Annotated in this window: 15 protein-coding genes; 5 read left to right on the top strand and 10 right to left on the bottom strand. The window is 71.4% G+C overall.

The window, feature by feature from the left end:
- Positions 1 to 19: 19 nt before the first annotated feature.
- Together EIY87_RS30875 and EIY87_RS30880 are read right to left on the bottom strand one after the other, a co-directional pair.
- Positions 20 to 1,057 (bottom strand): glycoside hydrolase family 43 protein, encoded by a 1,038-nt coding sequence (locus EIY87_RS30875; RefSeq protein ID WP_125313327.1) that lies wholly within the window; start codon positions 1,055 to 1,057, stop codon positions 20 to 22.
- A 115-nt stretch (positions 1,058 to 1,172) separates the two neighbouring features.
- On the bottom strand, positions 1,173 to 1,910 hold the full coding sequence (locus EIY87_RS30880; protein ID WP_125313328.1) for an SDR family oxidoreductase: 738 nt from the start codon (positions 1,908 to 1,910) through the stop codon (positions 1,173 to 1,175).
- An 82-nt stretch (positions 1,911 to 1,992) separates the two neighbouring features.
- Between EIY87_RS30880 and EIY87_RS30885 the strand changes: the two genes are divergently transcribed.
- A complete protein-coding gene (locus tag EIY87_RS30885; protein WP_125313329.1) occupies positions 1,993 to 2,550 on the top strand; it encodes a TetR/AcrR family transcriptional regulator in 558 nt (185 codons plus the stop codon).
- Here EIY87_RS30885 and EIY87_RS30890 read toward each other — a convergent pair.
- Complete coding sequence (locus EIY87_RS30890) at positions 2,547 to 3,440, bottom strand: LysR family transcriptional regulator (RefSeq protein WP_191984314.1); 894 nt, start codon at positions 3,438 to 3,440, stop codon at positions 2,547 to 2,549. The genes EIY87_RS30885 and EIY87_RS30890 overlap by 4 nt on opposite strands.
- Before the next feature lie 91 nt (positions 3,441 to 3,531).
- Between EIY87_RS30890 and EIY87_RS30895 the strand changes: the two genes are divergently transcribed.
- The 3 genes from EIY87_RS30895 to EIY87_RS30905 all read left to right on the top strand — a co-directional run bounded on the left by EIY87_RS30895 (position 3,532) and on the right by EIY87_RS30905 (position 8,305).
- Positions 3,532 to 4,641: an alcohol dehydrogenase catalytic domain-containing protein gene (locus tag EIY87_RS30895; protein ID WP_191984315.1), complete on the top strand. Its 1,110-nt coding sequence runs from the start codon at positions 3,532 to 3,534 to the stop codon at positions 4,639 to 4,641.
- A 903-nt stretch (positions 4,642 to 5,544) separates the two neighbouring features.
- Entirely contained in the window at positions 5,545 to 7,857 is a 2,313-nt protein-coding gene (locus EIY87_RS30900) for a beta-L-arabinofuranosidase domain-containing protein (RefSeq protein WP_125313330.1), read from the top strand.
- A 61-nt stretch (positions 7,858 to 7,918) separates the two neighbouring features.
- Complete coding sequence (locus tag EIY87_RS30905; RefSeq protein ID WP_125313331.1) at positions 7,919 to 8,305, top strand: nuclear transport factor 2 family protein; 387 nt, start codon at positions 7,919 to 7,921, stop codon at positions 8,303 to 8,305.
- Here the strand turns inward: EIY87_RS30905 and EIY87_RS30910 are convergent.
- The 7 genes from EIY87_RS30910 to EIY87_RS30940 form a co-directional block, all read right to left on the bottom strand.
- Positions 8,291 to 9,772: an AMP-binding protein gene (locus EIY87_RS30910; RefSeq protein WP_125313332.1), complete on the bottom strand. Its 1,482-nt coding sequence runs from the start codon at positions 9,770 to 9,772 to the stop codon at positions 8,291 to 8,293. The two genes, EIY87_RS30905 and EIY87_RS30910, sit on opposite strands and share 15 nt — an antisense overlap.
- Before the next feature lies 1 nt (position 9,773).
- A complete protein-coding gene (locus tag EIY87_RS30915; protein ID WP_158641384.1) occupies positions 9,774 to 10,688 on the bottom strand; it encodes an alpha/beta fold hydrolase in 915 nt (304 codons plus the stop codon).
- Between the two features lie 14 nt (positions 10,689 to 10,702).
- The gene (locus tag EIY87_RS30920; protein WP_125313334.1) at positions 10,703 to 12,130 is read right to left on the bottom strand and encodes an amidase; all 1,428 of its coding nucleotides are present in this window, start codon (positions 12,128 to 12,130) and stop codon (positions 10,703 to 10,705) included.
- Entirely contained in the window at positions 12,127 to 12,702 is a 576-nt protein-coding gene (locus EIY87_RS30925) for a TetR/AcrR family transcriptional regulator (protein ID WP_125313335.1), read from the bottom strand. The genes EIY87_RS30920 and EIY87_RS30925 overlap by 4 nt, the downstream gene beginning before the upstream one ends.
- A gap of 244 nt (positions 12,703 to 12,946) precedes the next feature.
- Complete coding sequence (locus EIY87_RS30930) at positions 12,947 to 13,603, bottom strand: hypothetical protein (RefSeq protein ID WP_125313336.1); 657 nt, start codon at positions 13,601 to 13,603, stop codon at positions 12,947 to 12,949.
- 354 nt (positions 13,604 to 13,957) lie between these two features.
- Complete coding sequence (locus tag EIY87_RS30935) at positions 13,958 to 14,857, bottom strand: NADP-dependent oxidoreductase (protein WP_125313337.1); 900 nt, start codon at positions 14,855 to 14,857, stop codon at positions 13,958 to 13,960.
- Between the two features lie 29 nt (positions 14,858 to 14,886).
- Complete coding sequence (locus tag EIY87_RS30940; RefSeq protein WP_225440124.1) at positions 14,887 to 15,756, bottom strand: NmrA/HSCARG family protein; 870 nt, start codon at positions 15,754 to 15,756, stop codon at positions 14,887 to 14,889.
- 92 nt (positions 15,757 to 15,848) lie between these two features.
- Between EIY87_RS30940 and EIY87_RS30945 the strand changes: the two genes are divergently transcribed.
- Positions 15,849 to 16,625, top strand: coding sequence for an AraC family transcriptional regulator (locus tag EIY87_RS30945; protein WP_125313338.1), 777 nt, complete (start codon positions 15,849 to 15,851; stop codon positions 16,623 to 16,625).
- Positions 16,626 to 16,678 lie beyond the last annotated feature (53 nt).

The raw sequence follows: 16,678 nt of genomic DNA on the forward strand, positions 1-16,678 counted from the left end.
CGGCACCGGGTGGGCCGCCTCATTCGAAGAACTTGAGGCTCCACCCGGTGTCGGTGGTCGCGCCGGGGACGTTCGCCCGCCGGTACGTCGTCGACCCCCACCAGCAGAACGTTCCCGTGTACCAATACCGGTTGGCCCACGAATACGGCGTGCCCTTCGCGACCGCGTGGAACATCAGCGGGAACTTCGGGCCCGCGGGCGGGCTGGTCGCGATGTCGCCGTTCAGCAGGACGAAGCTGTTGTGGCCCGGGCCGTTCACGTACAGCGTCGGGTCCCAGCCGGTCATCATCGTGGTGCGGTTGGAGCCGAAGAGGCAACCGTTGGACTTGTACCAGTCCCACACGTACGTCGGGTCGCCGCCCGCGCGCAGGCGCAGTTCCGCGAGGCAGTACTGGTCGCTCCAGCTGCCGTTGGCCGAGTAGACGATGTGCAGCTGGCCGTTCGGGTCCTTGATCGCTTCGGGGGCCTCGTTGATGTACGGGTTCCCGACGACGCGCTCCCAGCTCTCCCGCGGCTGCGAAATGATGTACCGCGCCCCGGTCGGCGTGGTCGGGGTGCTCATGCGGGCGAGGTAGAGGTTCTGCTCGACGTTCGTGTCGCCGGCCCAGCCCGACCAGACGAACCAGCGCTGGCCGCCGAAGGTGAACAGCGTCCCGTCGATGGCCCACTTGTCGTCGGGCAGCGCGAGCTGTGTCTCCGCCGTGTAGCCGCTGTCGGCGGTGGCCGAGCTGATCACGTACATCCGGTGCGCCGCACCGGTTCCGGCCGTGAAGTAGACGTAGAAGCGGCCGCCGTCGGTGACGATCTCCGGGGCCCACACCTCGCCGAGGCCGCGGCTGTCCGACCAGATCCGCCGGGCGGGCGCCGCAGCCAGGCCGTCGGTGGACGAGGCTTGCCGCACCACGATCCCACCGCCGGACGACTGGACGGCGACGTAGGTGGAGCCGACCCGGAGCACGCTGGGATCGGCCGCGCGCAGGGCGGTTTGCCCGGCTTCGGCGGTGCCGGCGGTTGTGGCGGCGAAGAGGGCGAGAACGAGAACGAGGCGGCGGAACACGGGACCACATCCCTCGGTCGATCCGGAACCGACAGGATCACCCGCCGCCGGGCGCGGCCGGTAGAGCTTGCTCGATCAAGGTCGCCGAGATTGGTCTGAACCGGTGAGCCGCCGCTCAGCCCTGCCGGGTGGGGCGGATGGTGAGGTCGCCGATCTCGACGTCGTCCGGCTGCTCGATGGCGAACGCGATCGCCCGCGCGACCGCGTCGGGGCCGATGCCCAGTGCGGCCATCGCCTGCTGGGCCTGCTCGCGCTGCGCGGGGTCCTCGACGTGGTCGACCAGCTCGGTGCGCACGAACCCCGGCGAAATCGACGTCGTGCGCAGGACGCCGTCGGTCGACTCCTGCCGCAGTGCCTCCAGCAGCGTCCGCACGGCGTTCTTGGTGCCCGCGTAGACGGCCTGGGCCGGCACGATCTTCAGGCCCGACGTCGAGACGGTCGTGACGAAGTGCCCGCGGCCCTGCGCGCGGAACACCGGCAGCGCGGCGGCGATCCCGTGCAGCACGCCGCGGAGGTTGACGTCGATCATCGCGTCCCAGTCGTCGACGTCGAGGTCGCTCACCGGCGCGATCCGGGCGACGCCGGCGTTGGCCACCAGGACATCGAGGCGGCCGAAGCGGTCGACGGCACGGGTCACGAGCCGCTCGAGATCGGCCCGGCGGGTCACGTCGACGTCCAGCAGGTCCGCGCGGCCGCCGTCGTCCCGGATCTTCCGCGCGAGCACTTCCAGCCGGTCGGTGCGCCGGGCACCGAGCACGACGGCCGCGCCGCGGCTCGCCAGCTCCACCGCCGTCGCCTCGCCGATCCCGCTGCTCGCACCCGTGATCGCGACGACCTTGTCCAGCCCGGTCATGGCACCTCCCGCTAAACTGACAACTGTCCGGTTAGCGACCACTGTACCGGACAGTTGTCCACTTAAGCGAGGGGAGCCTGCCGTGGCCGGTCGTGAGCGCCGTTCGGACGCCGTCGCCAACCGCGACCGGATCGTCGAGGCCGCCCGTGCCGAGCTGAGCGAGTCCAACGGCGCGACCGACGACCTGAAGCTGCACCGGGTCGCGAAGGCCGCGGGCGTCGGGCAGGGCACGCTCTACCGGCACTTCCCGACCCGCGAGCACCTGCTGGCGGAGGTGTACCGGGCCGAGCTGACCCAGCTCGTCGGCACCGTCACGCCGCTGCTGGCGGAACACGCCCCGCTCGACGCGCTGTCCCGCTGGCTGGACCGGCTGGTCGAGTACGCGCGCGTCAAACGCGGCGTCATGGCGGCGATCGAGGTGGCGGCCTGGCAGGACCTCTACGCCAGCCAGCACGAGCGGCTCGACGACGCGCTCGAAACCCTGCTGGAGCAAGGAAAAGCCGCCGGGCAGATCCGCGACGGCGTCGACGCCGCCGACGTCATCCTGCTCCTCGGCGCGCTGTCCCGGATCCCCGAAGCCGACTGGGCCGAGCGCGCGCCCCGCATCGTGGCGGTGATCGTCGACGGCCTTCGCGCCTAGCCGGTCGCGGTGATCGCCTGGGTGACCGCGGCGATCGCCGGCGCGGCGGCGCCGGGCAGCCGCGCCACGAAGATCCGGCGGATCTCGGGTGGCGCGCCTTCGACGCGCAGGGCGAGCACGCCGGGCGGGACGACCGGCAGCAGGCCTTCCGGCATCGTCGTGACGCCGAGCCCGCGGGCGACCAGGTGCAGTTTCGTCAGCCAGTCCCGGGCGCTGTGGACGACCCGCGGCCGCCCCGGCAGGCCCGGCCAGACGCCGAGCTGCGGCTCGGTGTTCGACGCGGGCGTGGCGATCCACGGCACGTCGACCAGCTCGTCGACGTGCACCGACGTCCGGCCGGCGAACCCGCCGGTGGCCGCCGCGGCCACGACGAGCCCGACGTCCTGCACGGTCGTGAGGTGCAGCCGCGGCGACTCGCCGTCCGGCGCCCGGTGCGGCGGGCGGGAGGTGAGCAGGGCCAGGTCGAGCGAACCGGAGCGCAGCGCGCGGACCAGGCCGGGCGTGGTGCCTTCGCGGGTGGTGACGAGGACCTGCGGCGCGGTCGCGGCGAGCCGGACGAGGGCGGCGGGCAGGAGCACCGGTCCCGCGCTGGGGACCGAGCCGAGCCGCACCTGCTCCGTGCGGGGCGCTTCACCGGCGAGGTCGCCCGCGGCCGCGTCGACCGAAGCCAGGATCGCGCGGGCGTGGCGCAGCAACGTCAAGCCGCGGCGGGTCAGCCGCACCCCGTCGGTCCGCCGTTCGAACAGCGTCGCACCGGCGTCGCGTTCGAGCGCGGCGGCTTGGCGCGAGACCGCGGACTGCGTGTAGCCCAGCTGCGCGGCGGCCGCGGTGAAGCTGCCGCATTCGGCGATCCGGCACAGCACCCGGAGGCTGGCGCTCGAGAAGTCCATGCCGACCACGCATACCAGAGATGCTCGATCAGCGCTTCCCGCATGCCCCTCCGGTGCTTAGCGTGGCGAGGGACGACAGAAGGGCTTTTCCATGCGTGCAGCGACATTGACGGCGTTCGGCTCCCCGCTCGTGGTGGGCGAGGTCCCGGACCCGGAAGCCGGTCCCGGCGAGGTGCTGGTCGAGGTCCTGGCGACCTGCGTCCCGCCCTACGCGGCCGAAGTGTTCGGCGGCCAACGGCGCTATCCGCTGGAACCCCCGGTGGTACCGGGCGTCGGCGGCATCGGCCGGGTGACCCGGGTGGGCCCGGACTCGACCAAGCTGAAGGCGGGCGACCTGGTCTGGTGCGATTCGACGGTCCGCGCCCGCGACGACGCCCTGACCCCGGACATCACCCTGCAGGGCTGGAGTTCCCGAGGCGAGGGCGGCGCCCGGCTGTCCCGCTACCTGCACGACGGCCCCTTCGCCGAACTCATGCGGGTCCCGACCGAGAACGTCTACCGCCTGCCACCGGGAGCCGAGCCCGCGAGCTGGTCCGCCCTCGGCGTCCACACGATCCCGTACGGCGGCCTGCTGGCCGGCCGGCTCGAGGCCGGCGAGACGGTGCTCATCAGCGGAGCCACGGGCAACCTCGGCAGCAGCGCGGTGGCCGTGGCCCTCGCGATGGGCGCCGGCCACGTGGTGGCACCGGGCCGCAACCGAGCCGCCCTCGACCTGCTGGCCGACCGCTTCGGCCCACGGGTGAGCCCGGTGGAGCTGACGGGAGCGGAGGACACCGACCGCACCACGATGACCGCGGCCGCCGACGGTCCCATCGACCTGGTCCTCGACCTCCTGCCGCCCCAAGCCCCCGCCACGGCGTCCCGCACCGCGGCGATGACGGTGCGCGAGTACGGGCGAGTGGTCCTGATGGGCGGCGTCGGCATGCTGGGCGGCGCGGACTTCGCGCTGCCGTACCCGTGGATCATGCGCAACTCGGTGACGGTCCGCGGCCAGTGGATGTACCCGCGCACCGCGAACGCCGCCATGATCCGGCTCGTGGCGACGGGAGCCTTGGACCTTTCACCCGAGCGCGTCACGCGGTTCGCCCTCGACGAGGTCAACGAGGCGATCTCCCATGCGGCCGCGCACGGTGGCCCGTTCGACCGCACTGTCCTCGAGCCGGGGAACGGGTGCGAACACCGCTGGGATCAGCGGCGGTGATGTCGTGCTGGTACAAGACGTCGGCCACCGGGCCGCGGGACGAGGTTTTCCTCGGCCGTCCCCGATCACCGGCACGCCGGCGGCGGCGCACGCGGGCGAAGCCTCGTAGATCGAGCCGATCTGCGGCACGCCGACCTCGGCGTCCACCAGCAGCCGCCCCGCCTTGTCGCGGGCGGCGCCGGGGAACCGCTCGTTCTTCGCGAAGTCCTTGATGGTGCTCAGCCCGACGAGCCGTCGCGCGGTGGTGCCGGCCTGGCTGGGGGTCACGTCGGATTCCGCGGGCAGCAGCACGTCGTCGAAGGCGAGGCCGAGGGAGGTGAACTTCGCCGGAAGGGGTTCTGGTCTGTCCGAAGTGGGCACACCGCAAAGCGCTGGTTCACCGCGAATCACCCCGTGGGGCGGGAAACGGGGTAGTGGCTGCTCCGCCCTGCCCTCACCTCAATCACCCGGATCGACGTCTTGACGGCGGCCTGCTGTTCGTCGATAGTGATAACCCAAATCCGAACGCCCGAGCACGAACGAACACCGGTAACTGTTAGCGCTAACATTGCGACCGATGAACCCCGACGGCGGGGTCACCGGCGTTAGCCGACGCACCGAAAACACGGCCGGGCGGTGCGCTGTTCCGTATCGATGAACAAGGGAGTTCATGGTGCCTGCGCCGCAAACGCCGGGCCGACGGCTGATCGCCTTCGGCAGTGCCTCGCAAGCCCGGGCTGAGCGGCACCATCGCAAGCCACCGACGCTTTCCTTTCCGCAAGGGAGCTTTCACGGCCCGGCGATCGAGGATCCGGAACCGCCGTCCTGACCCGCGGCGCCCTGGCGGCGATGGCCCCATCAGCGAGAACGACCCGGCGATCGGGTGCCCCTTCCGAGTACATCCCAGCTGAACGGAGAACTTCGGTGACCGCTTCCTACACCCGGCGGCAGTGGCTGCGCGCTGCCGGTGCCACCGCTTTCGTTTCCGCCGCCGGACCGGCTCTCGGCGGGGTGTTCGCCGACGCGGCGACCGTTCCGTCCGCGGCGGCCGGCGTGGCCGCCTCCCCGTTCGCCCTCGGGCAGGTGCGGCTCACCGCGAGCCGGTGGTTGGACAACCAGAACCGGACGCAGAACTACCTGCGGTTCGTCGACGTCGACCGGCTGCTGTACGTCTTCAGGGCCAACCACCGGCTCGGCACCAACGGCGCCGCGAGCAACGGGGGCTGGGACGCGCCGAACTTCCCGTTCCGCAGCCACGTCCAGGGGCACTTCCTCACCGCGTGGGCCCAGCTGTGGGCGGTCGCCGGAGACACCACCTGCCGGGACAAGGCCACCTACATGGTCGCCGAGCTGGCCAAGTGCCAGGCCAACAACGGGACGGCCGGGTTCGCCGCCGGGTACCTGTCCGGCTTCCCCGAGGCCGACTTCGACAACCTCGAGGCCGGGCGCCTGTCGAACGGCAACGTGCCGTATTACTGCATCCACAAGACCATGGCCGGCCTGCTCGACGTGTGGCGCTACACCGGCAGCACCCAGGCCCGCGACGTGCTGCTGAACCTGGCGGCGTGGGTCGACCGGCGGACCGGACGGCTCGGCTACAGCCAGATGCAGTCGGTGCTGGGCACCGAATTCGGCGGCATGAACGCCGTGCTGACCGACCTCGCCATGGACACCGGCGACACGCGGTGGCTGGCCGTCGCGCAGCGGTTCGACCACGCCGCCGTGTTCGACCCGCTCGCGGCGGGCCGGGACCAGCTCGCCGGGCTGCACGCCAACACCCAGGTCCCGAAGTGGATCGGCGCCGCGCGGGAATACCTGGCCACCGGCACCACCCGCTACCGGGACATCGCGACCAACGCGTGGGCCATCACCGTCGGCGCGCACACCTACGCCATCGGCGGCAACAGCCAGGCAGAGCACTTCCGCGCGCCCAACGCCATCGCGGCCTACCTGAACCAGGACACGTGCGAGAGCTGCAACACCTACAACATGCTGAAGCTGACCAGGGAGCTGTTCAGCCTCTACCCGGACCGCGCCGACCTGGCCGACTACTACGAGCGGGCGCTGCTCAACCAGATGATCGGCCAGCAGAACCCGGCCGACAGCCACGGGCACGTCACGTACTTCAGCTCGCTGAACCCGGGCGGCCGCCGCGGTCTCGGCCCGGCGTGGGGTGGCGGCACGTGGAGCACCGACTACGGCTCGTTCTGGTGCTGCCAGGGCACCGGGCTGGAAACCCAGACGAAACTGGCGGACTCGATCTACTTCCGCACCGGCACCGCACTGATCGTGAACCAGTTCCTGCCCTCGGTGCTGAACTGGACCGAGCGCGGCATCACCGTCACCCAGACGACGTCCTTCCCGGCCGGCGACACGACCACGCTGAAGATCGCCGGGAACGTCACCGGGACCTGGGACCTGCGCATCCGCATCCCGGGCTGGACCAGCGGGGCGGCCATCGCCGTCAACGGCGTGGCCCAGAACGTCACCACCACCCCCGGCAGCTACGCCACCGTGACCCGCTCGTGGACGGCCGGCGACACGGTCACCGTCCGGCTGCCGATGAAGGTCGTCTTGCGGCAGGCCAACGACAACCCGAACGTCGCGGCGGTCACCTACGGGCCGGTGGTCCTGGCCGGCAACTACGGGAACAGCACGCTCACCGGGCTGCCCGCGCTCGACGCGAGCTCGATCACCCGCACCAGCAGCAGCGCGTTGTCCTTCAGCGCCAAGGCCAACGGCGCGACGGTGGGCCTGGTGCCGTTCTACGACGCGCAGGGCTTCAACTACACGGCCTACTGGAACACGGGCGGGACGACGACGTCCCACCTGGTCAACGTGGGCAGCGGGCTCCTGCTGGGCATCGAGAACATGTCGACCGCCGATGGCGGCCGCGCGCTGCAGTGGACCGACAACGGCACCGCGGACCACAACTGGGAAACGATCAACGACGGTACCGCGGTCCGGTTCCGCAACGCCAACAGCGGCAAGGTTCTCGGCGTGCAGGACATGTCCGCCACGGACGGCGCGCAAGTCCTGCAGTGGTCGGACAACGGCACGGCCGACCACCGGTGGACGGTCGCCGACCAGGGCGACGGCACCGTGAAGATCCGCAACGTGAACAGCGGCAAGCTGCTGACCGTGGCGAACGGCTCGACGGCCGCCGGCGCGTTCGCCGTCCAGGGACCCGACAACGGCGCCGCCGCAAACCGGTGGCGCATCATCCCCGCCGGCTGAGTGCGGTCCAGGGGGCGGGGCCCGGGAGCGGGGCGCGTCGTGCGCACGGCACAATCCGGGTATGGATCAGGTCGCGGCGCAGGAGTTCGTCGGCAGCTGGGTGCGGGCGTGGAACGCCCATGATCTGGACGCGGTGCTCGCGCACTTCGCCGAGGACGTGACGTTCCGTTCGCCGGTGGCCGCCCAGTTGCTCGACGGCAGTGACGGCGTGCTGCGGGGGAAGGCGGCCCTGCGTGCGTACTGGGCAGAAGGGCTGCGCCGGATACCGGACCTGCGCTTCGAGGTCGTGGGCACCTACCTCGGCGTCGACTCGCTGGTGATCAACTACCGGAACCAGAACGGTGTCCTGGTCAACGAGGTGCTGATCTTCGACGGGCCGCGCGTGGTGGAGGGACACGGCACCTACCTCGGGACCGACGCCGACCCCGCCGGCTCACGTTCCGGCTGACCGTTCGGCGGCGCGGGCAACGGCTTCGTCACGGACCCGGCTCCGGCGCATCTTCCCGGCCTCGTCCCGCAGCGCTTCGGTGGTGCGCTCGAACGAGCGCGGCAGCTTGTACGGTGCGATGGCCGCGCGCAGGTGGTCGGTCAGCTCGTCGTCACCGACCGGGCCGGTCACGTTGAGCACCGCGTGGATCCGGTTCCCGTACTCGTCGTCGGGCAGGCCGACGACACAGGCCGCCTGGACGTCGGGATGCTCCTCCAGCGCGCTCTCGACCTCCGCGGGATACACGTTGGAGCCACCCACCAGGAGCATGTCGGACTTCCGGTCGGCGAGGTGGAGAAACCCCTCGGTGTCGACGTACCCCAGGTCGCCGACCGTCTCCCACCCGTCCGTCGCCTGCTGCGGCTCGGCGCCGACGTAGCGGTAGGGCCCGGTCTCGCCGGGGCCGCGGCGCACCCAAAGCTCCCCGACCTCACCCGCCGGAAGCGCGGAGCCATCCGGTCCGCGGATCTCGATCTCGCCCACGACCGGCCGGCCCACCGAACCGGGATGGCTCAGCCAGCCGTGCCCGTCGATGATCGTGACGGCGTGGGCCTCGGTGGCGGCGTAGAGCTCGAGCATGACGTCGGGGCCGAAGAAGCCCAGGCAGAAGCCACGCAGGGCGGGCGGGCACGCCGCCGCCATGGTCACGACCGTGCGCAGGCTCGAGATGTCGGCCGCGGCGAGAACGTCCTCGGGAAGGTCGGCGATGCGTCGCAGCATCGTCGGCACGGAGTACATCCAGTCCACGCCGTGACGCTCGACGAGTGCCAGCGCGGTCGCCGCGTCGAACCGTTCCATCAGCACGACGCAGGAGCCCATCAGCAGAGCGGCGACGTCGCCCAGCAGCGGCCCGTTGTGCGATAGCGGGCCGGTCGACAGCACCGTCCCGGCTTGCCCGATCCGGACCAGTCCGGCGAAGTTCCGCAACGACTCGGCCGTGGCCGGCTCGGTCGACACGATGAGCTTCGGGCGGCCCGTGCTGCCGCCCGACGTCGGAGCCTTGAGCGAGCTCGCGATCATCGGCGGCAGTGGCTCGCCGGAGGTGCCCTCGGGTGCCGACCAGCCGACGGGCACCGAGTTCCGGTCGGGGAGATCCGCTCCGACGACCAGCGACGGATCGGCGAGCTGGATGATCTCCCGCAGCTCTCGGGCCGGCAGGCGGTGCGACACCGGCTGCGGGGTGGCCCCGGCCTTCCACGTGGCGACGACTGCCTCCAGGAAGGCCGGCCCGGTGGGGAGGAGGACGGTGACGAAGGAGTCCGGGGTGACTCCCCGCTCGAGGTAGGCGCGGGCGAGGCGGTTGGTGCGGAGCTCGAACTCCTGGCGGGTCAGCGTGCCCGTCGGGGAGATCACGGCGGGACGGCCGGGATCCGCCGCGGCCAACGCGGCGAGCGCCGTGCCGATCGGGGTTCCTGCGACGGTGGTCATCTCAACCGCGCTTCGCTTCGGTGAGCACTTCGAGGATGGCGTCGTGCACGACAGCCGGTTGCTCCTGGGGAATCAGGTGGCCGGCGTCCTCGACCACGATGACACGACCGCGCGGCGCGGCCGACATCAGGTTCTCCGCGGCTCCGTTCCACAGTGGACGGATCTTCGCCGTGGCGCGCTCGACGCGGCCGGCCTGCAGGCAGATGGTCGGGACGTCGGGTGTGCCCGCGGCTTGGAGTCGCGCGAGCAGCGGTACCGCGGCACCGATCTGCGCGCCTTCACGGCGGCCTGTCGTCTGTGCGGCCACGCAGGCGTAGTCCCGCGCGACGAGCGCTTGATCCTCCAGGCTGATCGCGCTCGAAAAGCCGTGGGGGAGGGCCATGCGCATGATCAGGCCGGTGCGCCCGAGCCGGGCGAGCAGCGTGTTGACGCGGAAGGCGAGAGCGTTGAGCCGGATGTTTCCCGGAGTCATGACCTCGGCGAGGGTGGCGTCGACGAACACCAGCCCGGCGACCCGCTCGGGATGCTCGGCGGCGAACCGGCGGAGGATCGGCCCGCCCCAGCTGTGGCCGACAAGCACCACGGGCGCGGTCTCGCCGACGGTGTCCAGCACCGTGGTGAGGTCGTCGGCCAAGCGCTCCAGGGTGCGGTCCGCGGGGTCGGCGTCGCTGCCGCCGTACCCGGACCGGTCGTAGGAAAGCGTGCGGGCGTGCGCGCTCAGCTCCCGCTGGGTGTGGACCCAGGTCGCGGCAGGCGCACTCATCCCGGACTCGAAGACGATCAGCGGCCCGTCCGCGTCGCCGGCGACGATGGTGCGGATGCGCCGCCCGTCCGGCAGCACGACGGCTCGCTCGGTCAGTCCCTCGCCCGGGTCCAAGCTCGGGGCCGGCGATGCGTTGCGGCGCTTTGCTGACATGCGAGTGCTCGCTTTCATCGGAACCAGTGGGGCGGGTGGACGGCATCCCAGAGACCTTCGTGCTCCAGCTGCGCGGCCAGGGAGACGAGGGTGGCGTCCTGGCGGAGCCGGCCGACCAGCTGGACGGAGTGGGGCAGGCCGTCGTCATCGAGGTGGGAGGGAAGCGACACGGCCGGTTGGCCGGTGAGGTTGGCCCACGGGGTGTAGCAGGACCAGGAGAGCATGCGCTCATTGACCCGCTCGATCCCCTCGGCCTCGAAGTGGCCGAGCGGGACCGGGGGCCCGCTGGTCGTCGGCGTGAGCGCGATGTCGAAGTCGTCGAGCCCGGCCAGGAAGTCGCCGGCGAAGCGGGCAAGCGCGGCCTGCATGAGCAGCACGTCGGACCCGGTCATCTTCGCGCCGGCGGCAGCGAGGTTCCGCGTGTGGGCCGTGAGCTGGTCCCGCTTCTCGGCGGGCACCAGCGTCGTCACGCTCATCGTGGCCGAGATGCTGAGCATGTCGCTGACCGCGCGGGCCGCCGTTTCGTCGTACCTGGCAGGCGGGGCGATCTCGCGAACGTCGTGGCCGAGGCCGCGCAGCAGCTCGACCGTGCGCCGCACCGCGCGGACGGACTCCGGATGCGGGGCGACGCCTGGTAAACCGGTGTCGGTCCACCACCCGATCTTCAGGGGCCGGTTCGGACGGCTGCGGCCGGCCTGGGCCAGGCTGGTGTCCGGTGTCCACCCGTAGAGATCACGGGACGGCGGCTGGGCCATCACCTCCAGCAGCAGGGCAGCGTCCTCGACGGTCCTCGCCAAGGGGCCCTCGATGCCCGTCGCGAAGAAGGAGCCCGCAGGCGCGAGGCTCACCAGGCCCCTGCTCGGCTTGATGCCGACCAGGTGGCAGGCGGCTGCCGGAGTGCGGGTCGAGCCGGCGCCGTCGCTCGCGTGGGCGATCGGGAGGAGGCCGGCGGAGACGGCGGTCGCCGCGCCACCGCTGGAGCCGCTGGAGTAGCGACCGGTGTCGTACGGGGTGACCGCGGGCCCGGGAGTGACGGCGTTCTCGGTGTAGCAGGCCACGCCGAACTCGGGGGCGTTCGTCTTCCCGAGCAGGACGGCCCCCGCGCGCCGGATCAGCCCGACCGTCCAGGCGTCCTCGGCCGGGACGTGTCCAGCCAGGGGCGCGGAGCCGAACGAGGTGGCGAGGCCGGCTGTCGCGTGGAGGTCCTTGATGCCGATGGGGATGCCGCCCAGCGGCGTGTGCTCGCCGCGCGCCAGTCGCTCGTCTGCGCGGTCGGCGTCGCGAAGGGCGAGCTCGGGGTCGACGGTGACGAAGGCACCGAGTTCGCCGTCGAGCTTGGCGATGCGATCGAGGTAGTGCTGGGCCAGCTCCCGTGCGGAGATGTCGCGACTGCGCAAGGCGCGCAGCTGTGCGGCGGCGGACAGGTCGTGCACCTGACTCATCGCGCTGCCGCCCCGGCCGTGATGACGCGGTACGCCGCGCTCGCCACGGCGTCGAGGAAGTCCGCGGTGGGAGGACGGCGCCGCACCATCCGTGCGTGCATCAGCGGTCCTTCGAGCAGGCCACTGACCAGGTCGCCGTCCGGCATCTCGGCGATCTCACCGCGTTCGAGAGCACGCTCCAGTGACGACCTCAGCGAGCCGCCTCGGCGCAGGCCCATGGTGCGGAAGGCGGCCTCGGCCTCGGCGTCGTCGGCCAGATCGGCGAGCCAGCCCACCAGGCTGTCCATCCAGGGCGCCGACCACGACCGGGCGAGATCGTCGACGTAGGCCCGGAAATCGGAGAGCAGCGAGCCGGTGTCGACCTCGGACACGGGCGGGAGATGCACGTCCAGGGTGTCGGCGACCAGACGGACCTTGGTGGGCCAGCGCCGGTACACGTCACTGCGGTGAGCCCCGGCGCGGACGGCGACCTGGGTGAGCGTCAGGGCGGCGTAGCTCTCCTCCGTGAGGATGCTCCACGCCGCCGCGAGCAACCGCTGCTCCAGGTCGGGATCGCGAGGTCGGCCCGCCATCAGCTATCACGCTCCCTTGTTTCGCTACATGGTGTAGCGCTACATCGTGTAGCGAATATAGGCGCGCCATGATGCGTTGGCAAGCGTCCTTGGAGCGTCCGGCATCAGAGGTGTCAGCGTCTCGTTGCAAGTAGAGGCATGGACCGGCGCGGCTGCCGTTTCGCTCCGGCACGATGAGCCGCGCGAACAGGAGGACTGATCTTCGGTGGTCTCCGGAAGGCGCGTTCGTGCGAGGCTGACCGCGTTACGGCGGTGGAAGGACGTCCGCGACGTCGGCGACCTGCTTGAGGAACGCGTCGGATGGACGGCCTTTGATCGGGTCGGTTTCGGCGATGACGACCAGCTTCCCGTCCAGCCGCGACCGGTAGTGCTTTCCGGTGAAACGAAAACCGCCCGCTTCGAGAATCTCCGTTGCGAACGGAGTCACGTCACCGGATCCGTACGTGTCTTCCAGCCTGCCGAGCTGTGTGGCTGATTCGGTCGACGGCATCCTCACCCACGTGACCGAGCCTGCGATCGTGTTCCCGTTCTTGTCCTGCACGACGAACAGCAATTGGTCAAGCTTGTCGCACGGATGACGCAGGAAGAACTGCTGGACCTGTCCGAACGACTGGACGGCGCACCGCAGGTTGCTCTTGATCTCCTTCCTGATCTCCTTGACGGTCAGCCGCCGCCATGCCTCGGCGCGATCGCCGTTCCGAGCGGCCTTCTTGCTGTTGGCCGTGTCCGCGTCGGACACGCTCCGGGCCGTCGCAGCGTCGAGCCCGGCGCCGACCGAAGTGACAACGTCTCCGCCGCTCGCTGCCGCCACAACTGTCGCCAAGACGGCCGCGCCGAAAACGCTGCCTTTCTTGATCCATTTGCCGTCCGGGCCTCTGGGCTGGTTCGGGTTGAAGGGCACGCGCTGCGCTCCTCAGTCGAATCGGGCTGCGGTTCGACTTTGCCGGAACGGGAGCCGGCGGAAAACTGCGAGCACCAGAATCACCTGATCGTCTCAATGCCCGCCGTTCCGCCGTGGCGTTCACCTAGTTCGTGCGGGATCTGCACGGCAAGCGACGCAACGTCACGGTGAAGTTCGTCGAGTTGACCGACAAAACGGCTTGCACAGATTCGCCGAACCGCCGAGGTGTACTTCGACGAGACCTGGGGCCCGGGACCTGCGGCAGGCAGGACCGGCGGAGGCGGACGAGCCGGCCGGGTTCGCCAGGACCGTGACGCGCTGCCGTCGTGCCTCCCCAGCCGGCTGGGCGCTGAGTTACGGCCGCAGGAGGAGCTTCCCGCCGGCGTGACCGCTCGCGCTCAGCTCCTGCGCCTTAGCGGCGTCCTCCAGTGGAAAGCTCTGCGCGATGCGCACCGTGAGCTTGCCGTCGGCCGCGAGGCGGGCGTACTCGCCTAGGCGGGAACCGAACGGCGCGCCGGGGCCGGAGAAGGTGACGCCCAGCTCGGTGGCCTTGTGATCGGCGATGGTGACGATCCGGTCGGTACCGCCGAGCAGGTCAATCGACATCTCCAGGTCGCCCGCCCCGGCGGCGTCGTACACGGCGTCGATGCCCCGCGGTGCGGCCGCGCGGACCCGGTCGGCGAGGCCGGTGCCGTAGGCGACCGGGATCGCGCCCAGCGAGCGCAGGTAGTCGTGGTTGCCGGGGGAGGCGGTGCCGATGACCGTGGCGCCGCGGGTGACCGCGAGCTGGACACCGACGGCGGCGGTCACCCCGGCGGCGCCGTGCAGCAGGAGCGTGTCGCCTTCGCCGACGCCGAGGGCGTCGAGCACGCGGACCGAGGTCTCGACGGCGACGGGCAGTGCCGCGGCGAGGTCCCAGCCGAGGTCCGCGGGCTTCGGGCCGAAGTCGACGGCCAGCGCGTGCTCGGCGTACGCGCCGGTGACGGTCCAGCCCAGGACCTCGTCGCCCACCGCGACGCCGGTCACGCCTTCGCCGACCTCGTCGACGACGCCGGCCGCCTCCACGCCGGGGGTCACCGGGAACGGTGGCGTGACCTGCGGCCTCAACCCGTTGCGGATCTTGGAGTCGAGCGGGTTGACCCCGGCCGCCACGACCTTCAGCCGCACCTGCCCGGGTCCGGCGTGCGGCTCGTCGACCTCTTCGAGGCGGAGGACTTCCGGGCCGCCGAACTCGGTGTAGGTGATCGCCTTCATTTCCTGCTCCAGTCGCTCCAGGGGAAAGATCAACGTGTCCAGCCGGTGGCTCGGATCCACCCGGCCAGGTCGAGGGCGGCCGGCTCGATCGCCCGCACCACCGCGAGATCCGACGGGTGTTCCGCGGCCTTCGCGAACTGGCGGAACACCGCCCGGTCGAGGTCGGTGGGAAGCACGCTCAACGGGAGAGCCTCGTAGCGTGCCGGGAGCCCGGCACGCGCACCGAACGCCGCGGCGATCTCCGGGCCCGTCAGCTCGTCGCCGACCAGCTCGACGGCTCCGCCGGGTGCCTCCGCGATGCCGAGCAGGAGTGCGGCGGCGACCCGGCCGACGTCCCGGACCGAGATCATCTTCAGGGCGGCGTCCTCCGGCAGCGGCAGCCTCAGCACGATCTCTCCGTGCTCCAGCTTCGGTGCCAGCTCCTCCATGAAGGGGGCCGAGCGCACCATCGCGGCACTGAGGCCGGACTTCCTCAGGTACTCCTCGATCGCGTGCTTCGAGTCGTGGTTCGGCACACCCCGCTCCCGGTCCGCGCCGAAGACCGAGTTGAACACGACGTGCGGGACGCGTGCCGCGACCGCCGCGTCGACGAGCGCGGTGCCGATGCGGATTTCCGTCTCGACCTCTTCGAGGGTGTTCGCCTCCGGGGTCATGAAGGAGAACGCCTCGACCGCCGTCAGCGCGGCGGCCAGCGACGCCGGGTCGTCGGTCCGGACGGCCGCCAGCTCGACGCCGCGGGCGGCCAGCGCCTGAGCCCGGTCGGATCGCGGGTCGCGGACCAGGGCCCGCACCGTGGCCTTGTGGTTCAGCAGCGCGTCGACGACCGCCCCGCCCTGTCGCCCCGTCGCGCCGAAGACCGCGATCGTGCCGGAGTCCTCGGACTTGATCTGTTGTGCCATGTCTCCACGATGCGGTGCGCGGCGCCCGGCGTACCACCGGTATCGCGCCACGTTCTTCCGACAACCCGCCAGTGGCGGGTAGCCTCGATCGCGTGTCCGACCCCAGCGGCGAGCCGAGCTTCTGCACCGACGACGCGCCGCTGTCGGCGGCGCTGGCCCACGGCACCGACGTGGCCCCGCACTTCCACGACTACGGCCAGCTCCGCTACGCCGCGCGCGGGGCACTGGTCACCGCGACCAAGGTGGGCACCTGGGTGGCGCCGGCCAGCCGGATCATGTGGGTGCCGCCCTTCGCGGTGCACAGCAGCAAGGCGTACGGCGAGACGGACATCCGGGTGCTGTCGCTGCCGGTGACGCTGACCGGGCAGCTGCCGGCCGAGCCGTCGGTCTTCGTGGTGAGCGCGTTGCTGCGCGAGGCCTTTCTGGCGCTGATGAGCGAGGGCGAGCCGCTCGAGAGTCCCCGTGCGCGGCTGCTGATCGACGTCGTACTCGCCGAACTCGCCCGCGCCGCACCGGAGCCGTTGCGCCTCCCGGAGCCCAACGACCGGCGGCTCAAGGCGGTCACCGACCTGCTCCACGTGGACCCGGCCAGCCCGGCGACCCTGGCCGAGCTGGGCCACCGCACCGGCGCCAGCGAACGCACCCTGAGCCGGCTGTTCGGCAGCGAGCTGTCGATGAGCTTCCACCAGTGGCGCACCCTGCTGCGCACGCAACGGGCGCTGATCGAGCTCAGCGACGGTGCCTCGGTCACCGAAACGGCGATCCGGCTGGGCTGGTCGAACCCCAGCAGCTTCATCGACGCCTTCACCGAGCTGGTCGGTCAGACACCCGGCCGCTACCGCTCGTCGGCTCGGTCCTCCCGTGGGTGAGAGGTCGGCGGGTTAGCCGTATTTCCTGGCGGAACACCGGTGGCAGCCCCATG

The organism is Amycolatopsis eburnea (genome assembly GCF_003937945.1).
Lineage (GTDB): Bacteria > Actinomycetota > Actinomycetes > Mycobacteriales > Pseudonocardiaceae > Amycolatopsis > Amycolatopsis eburnea.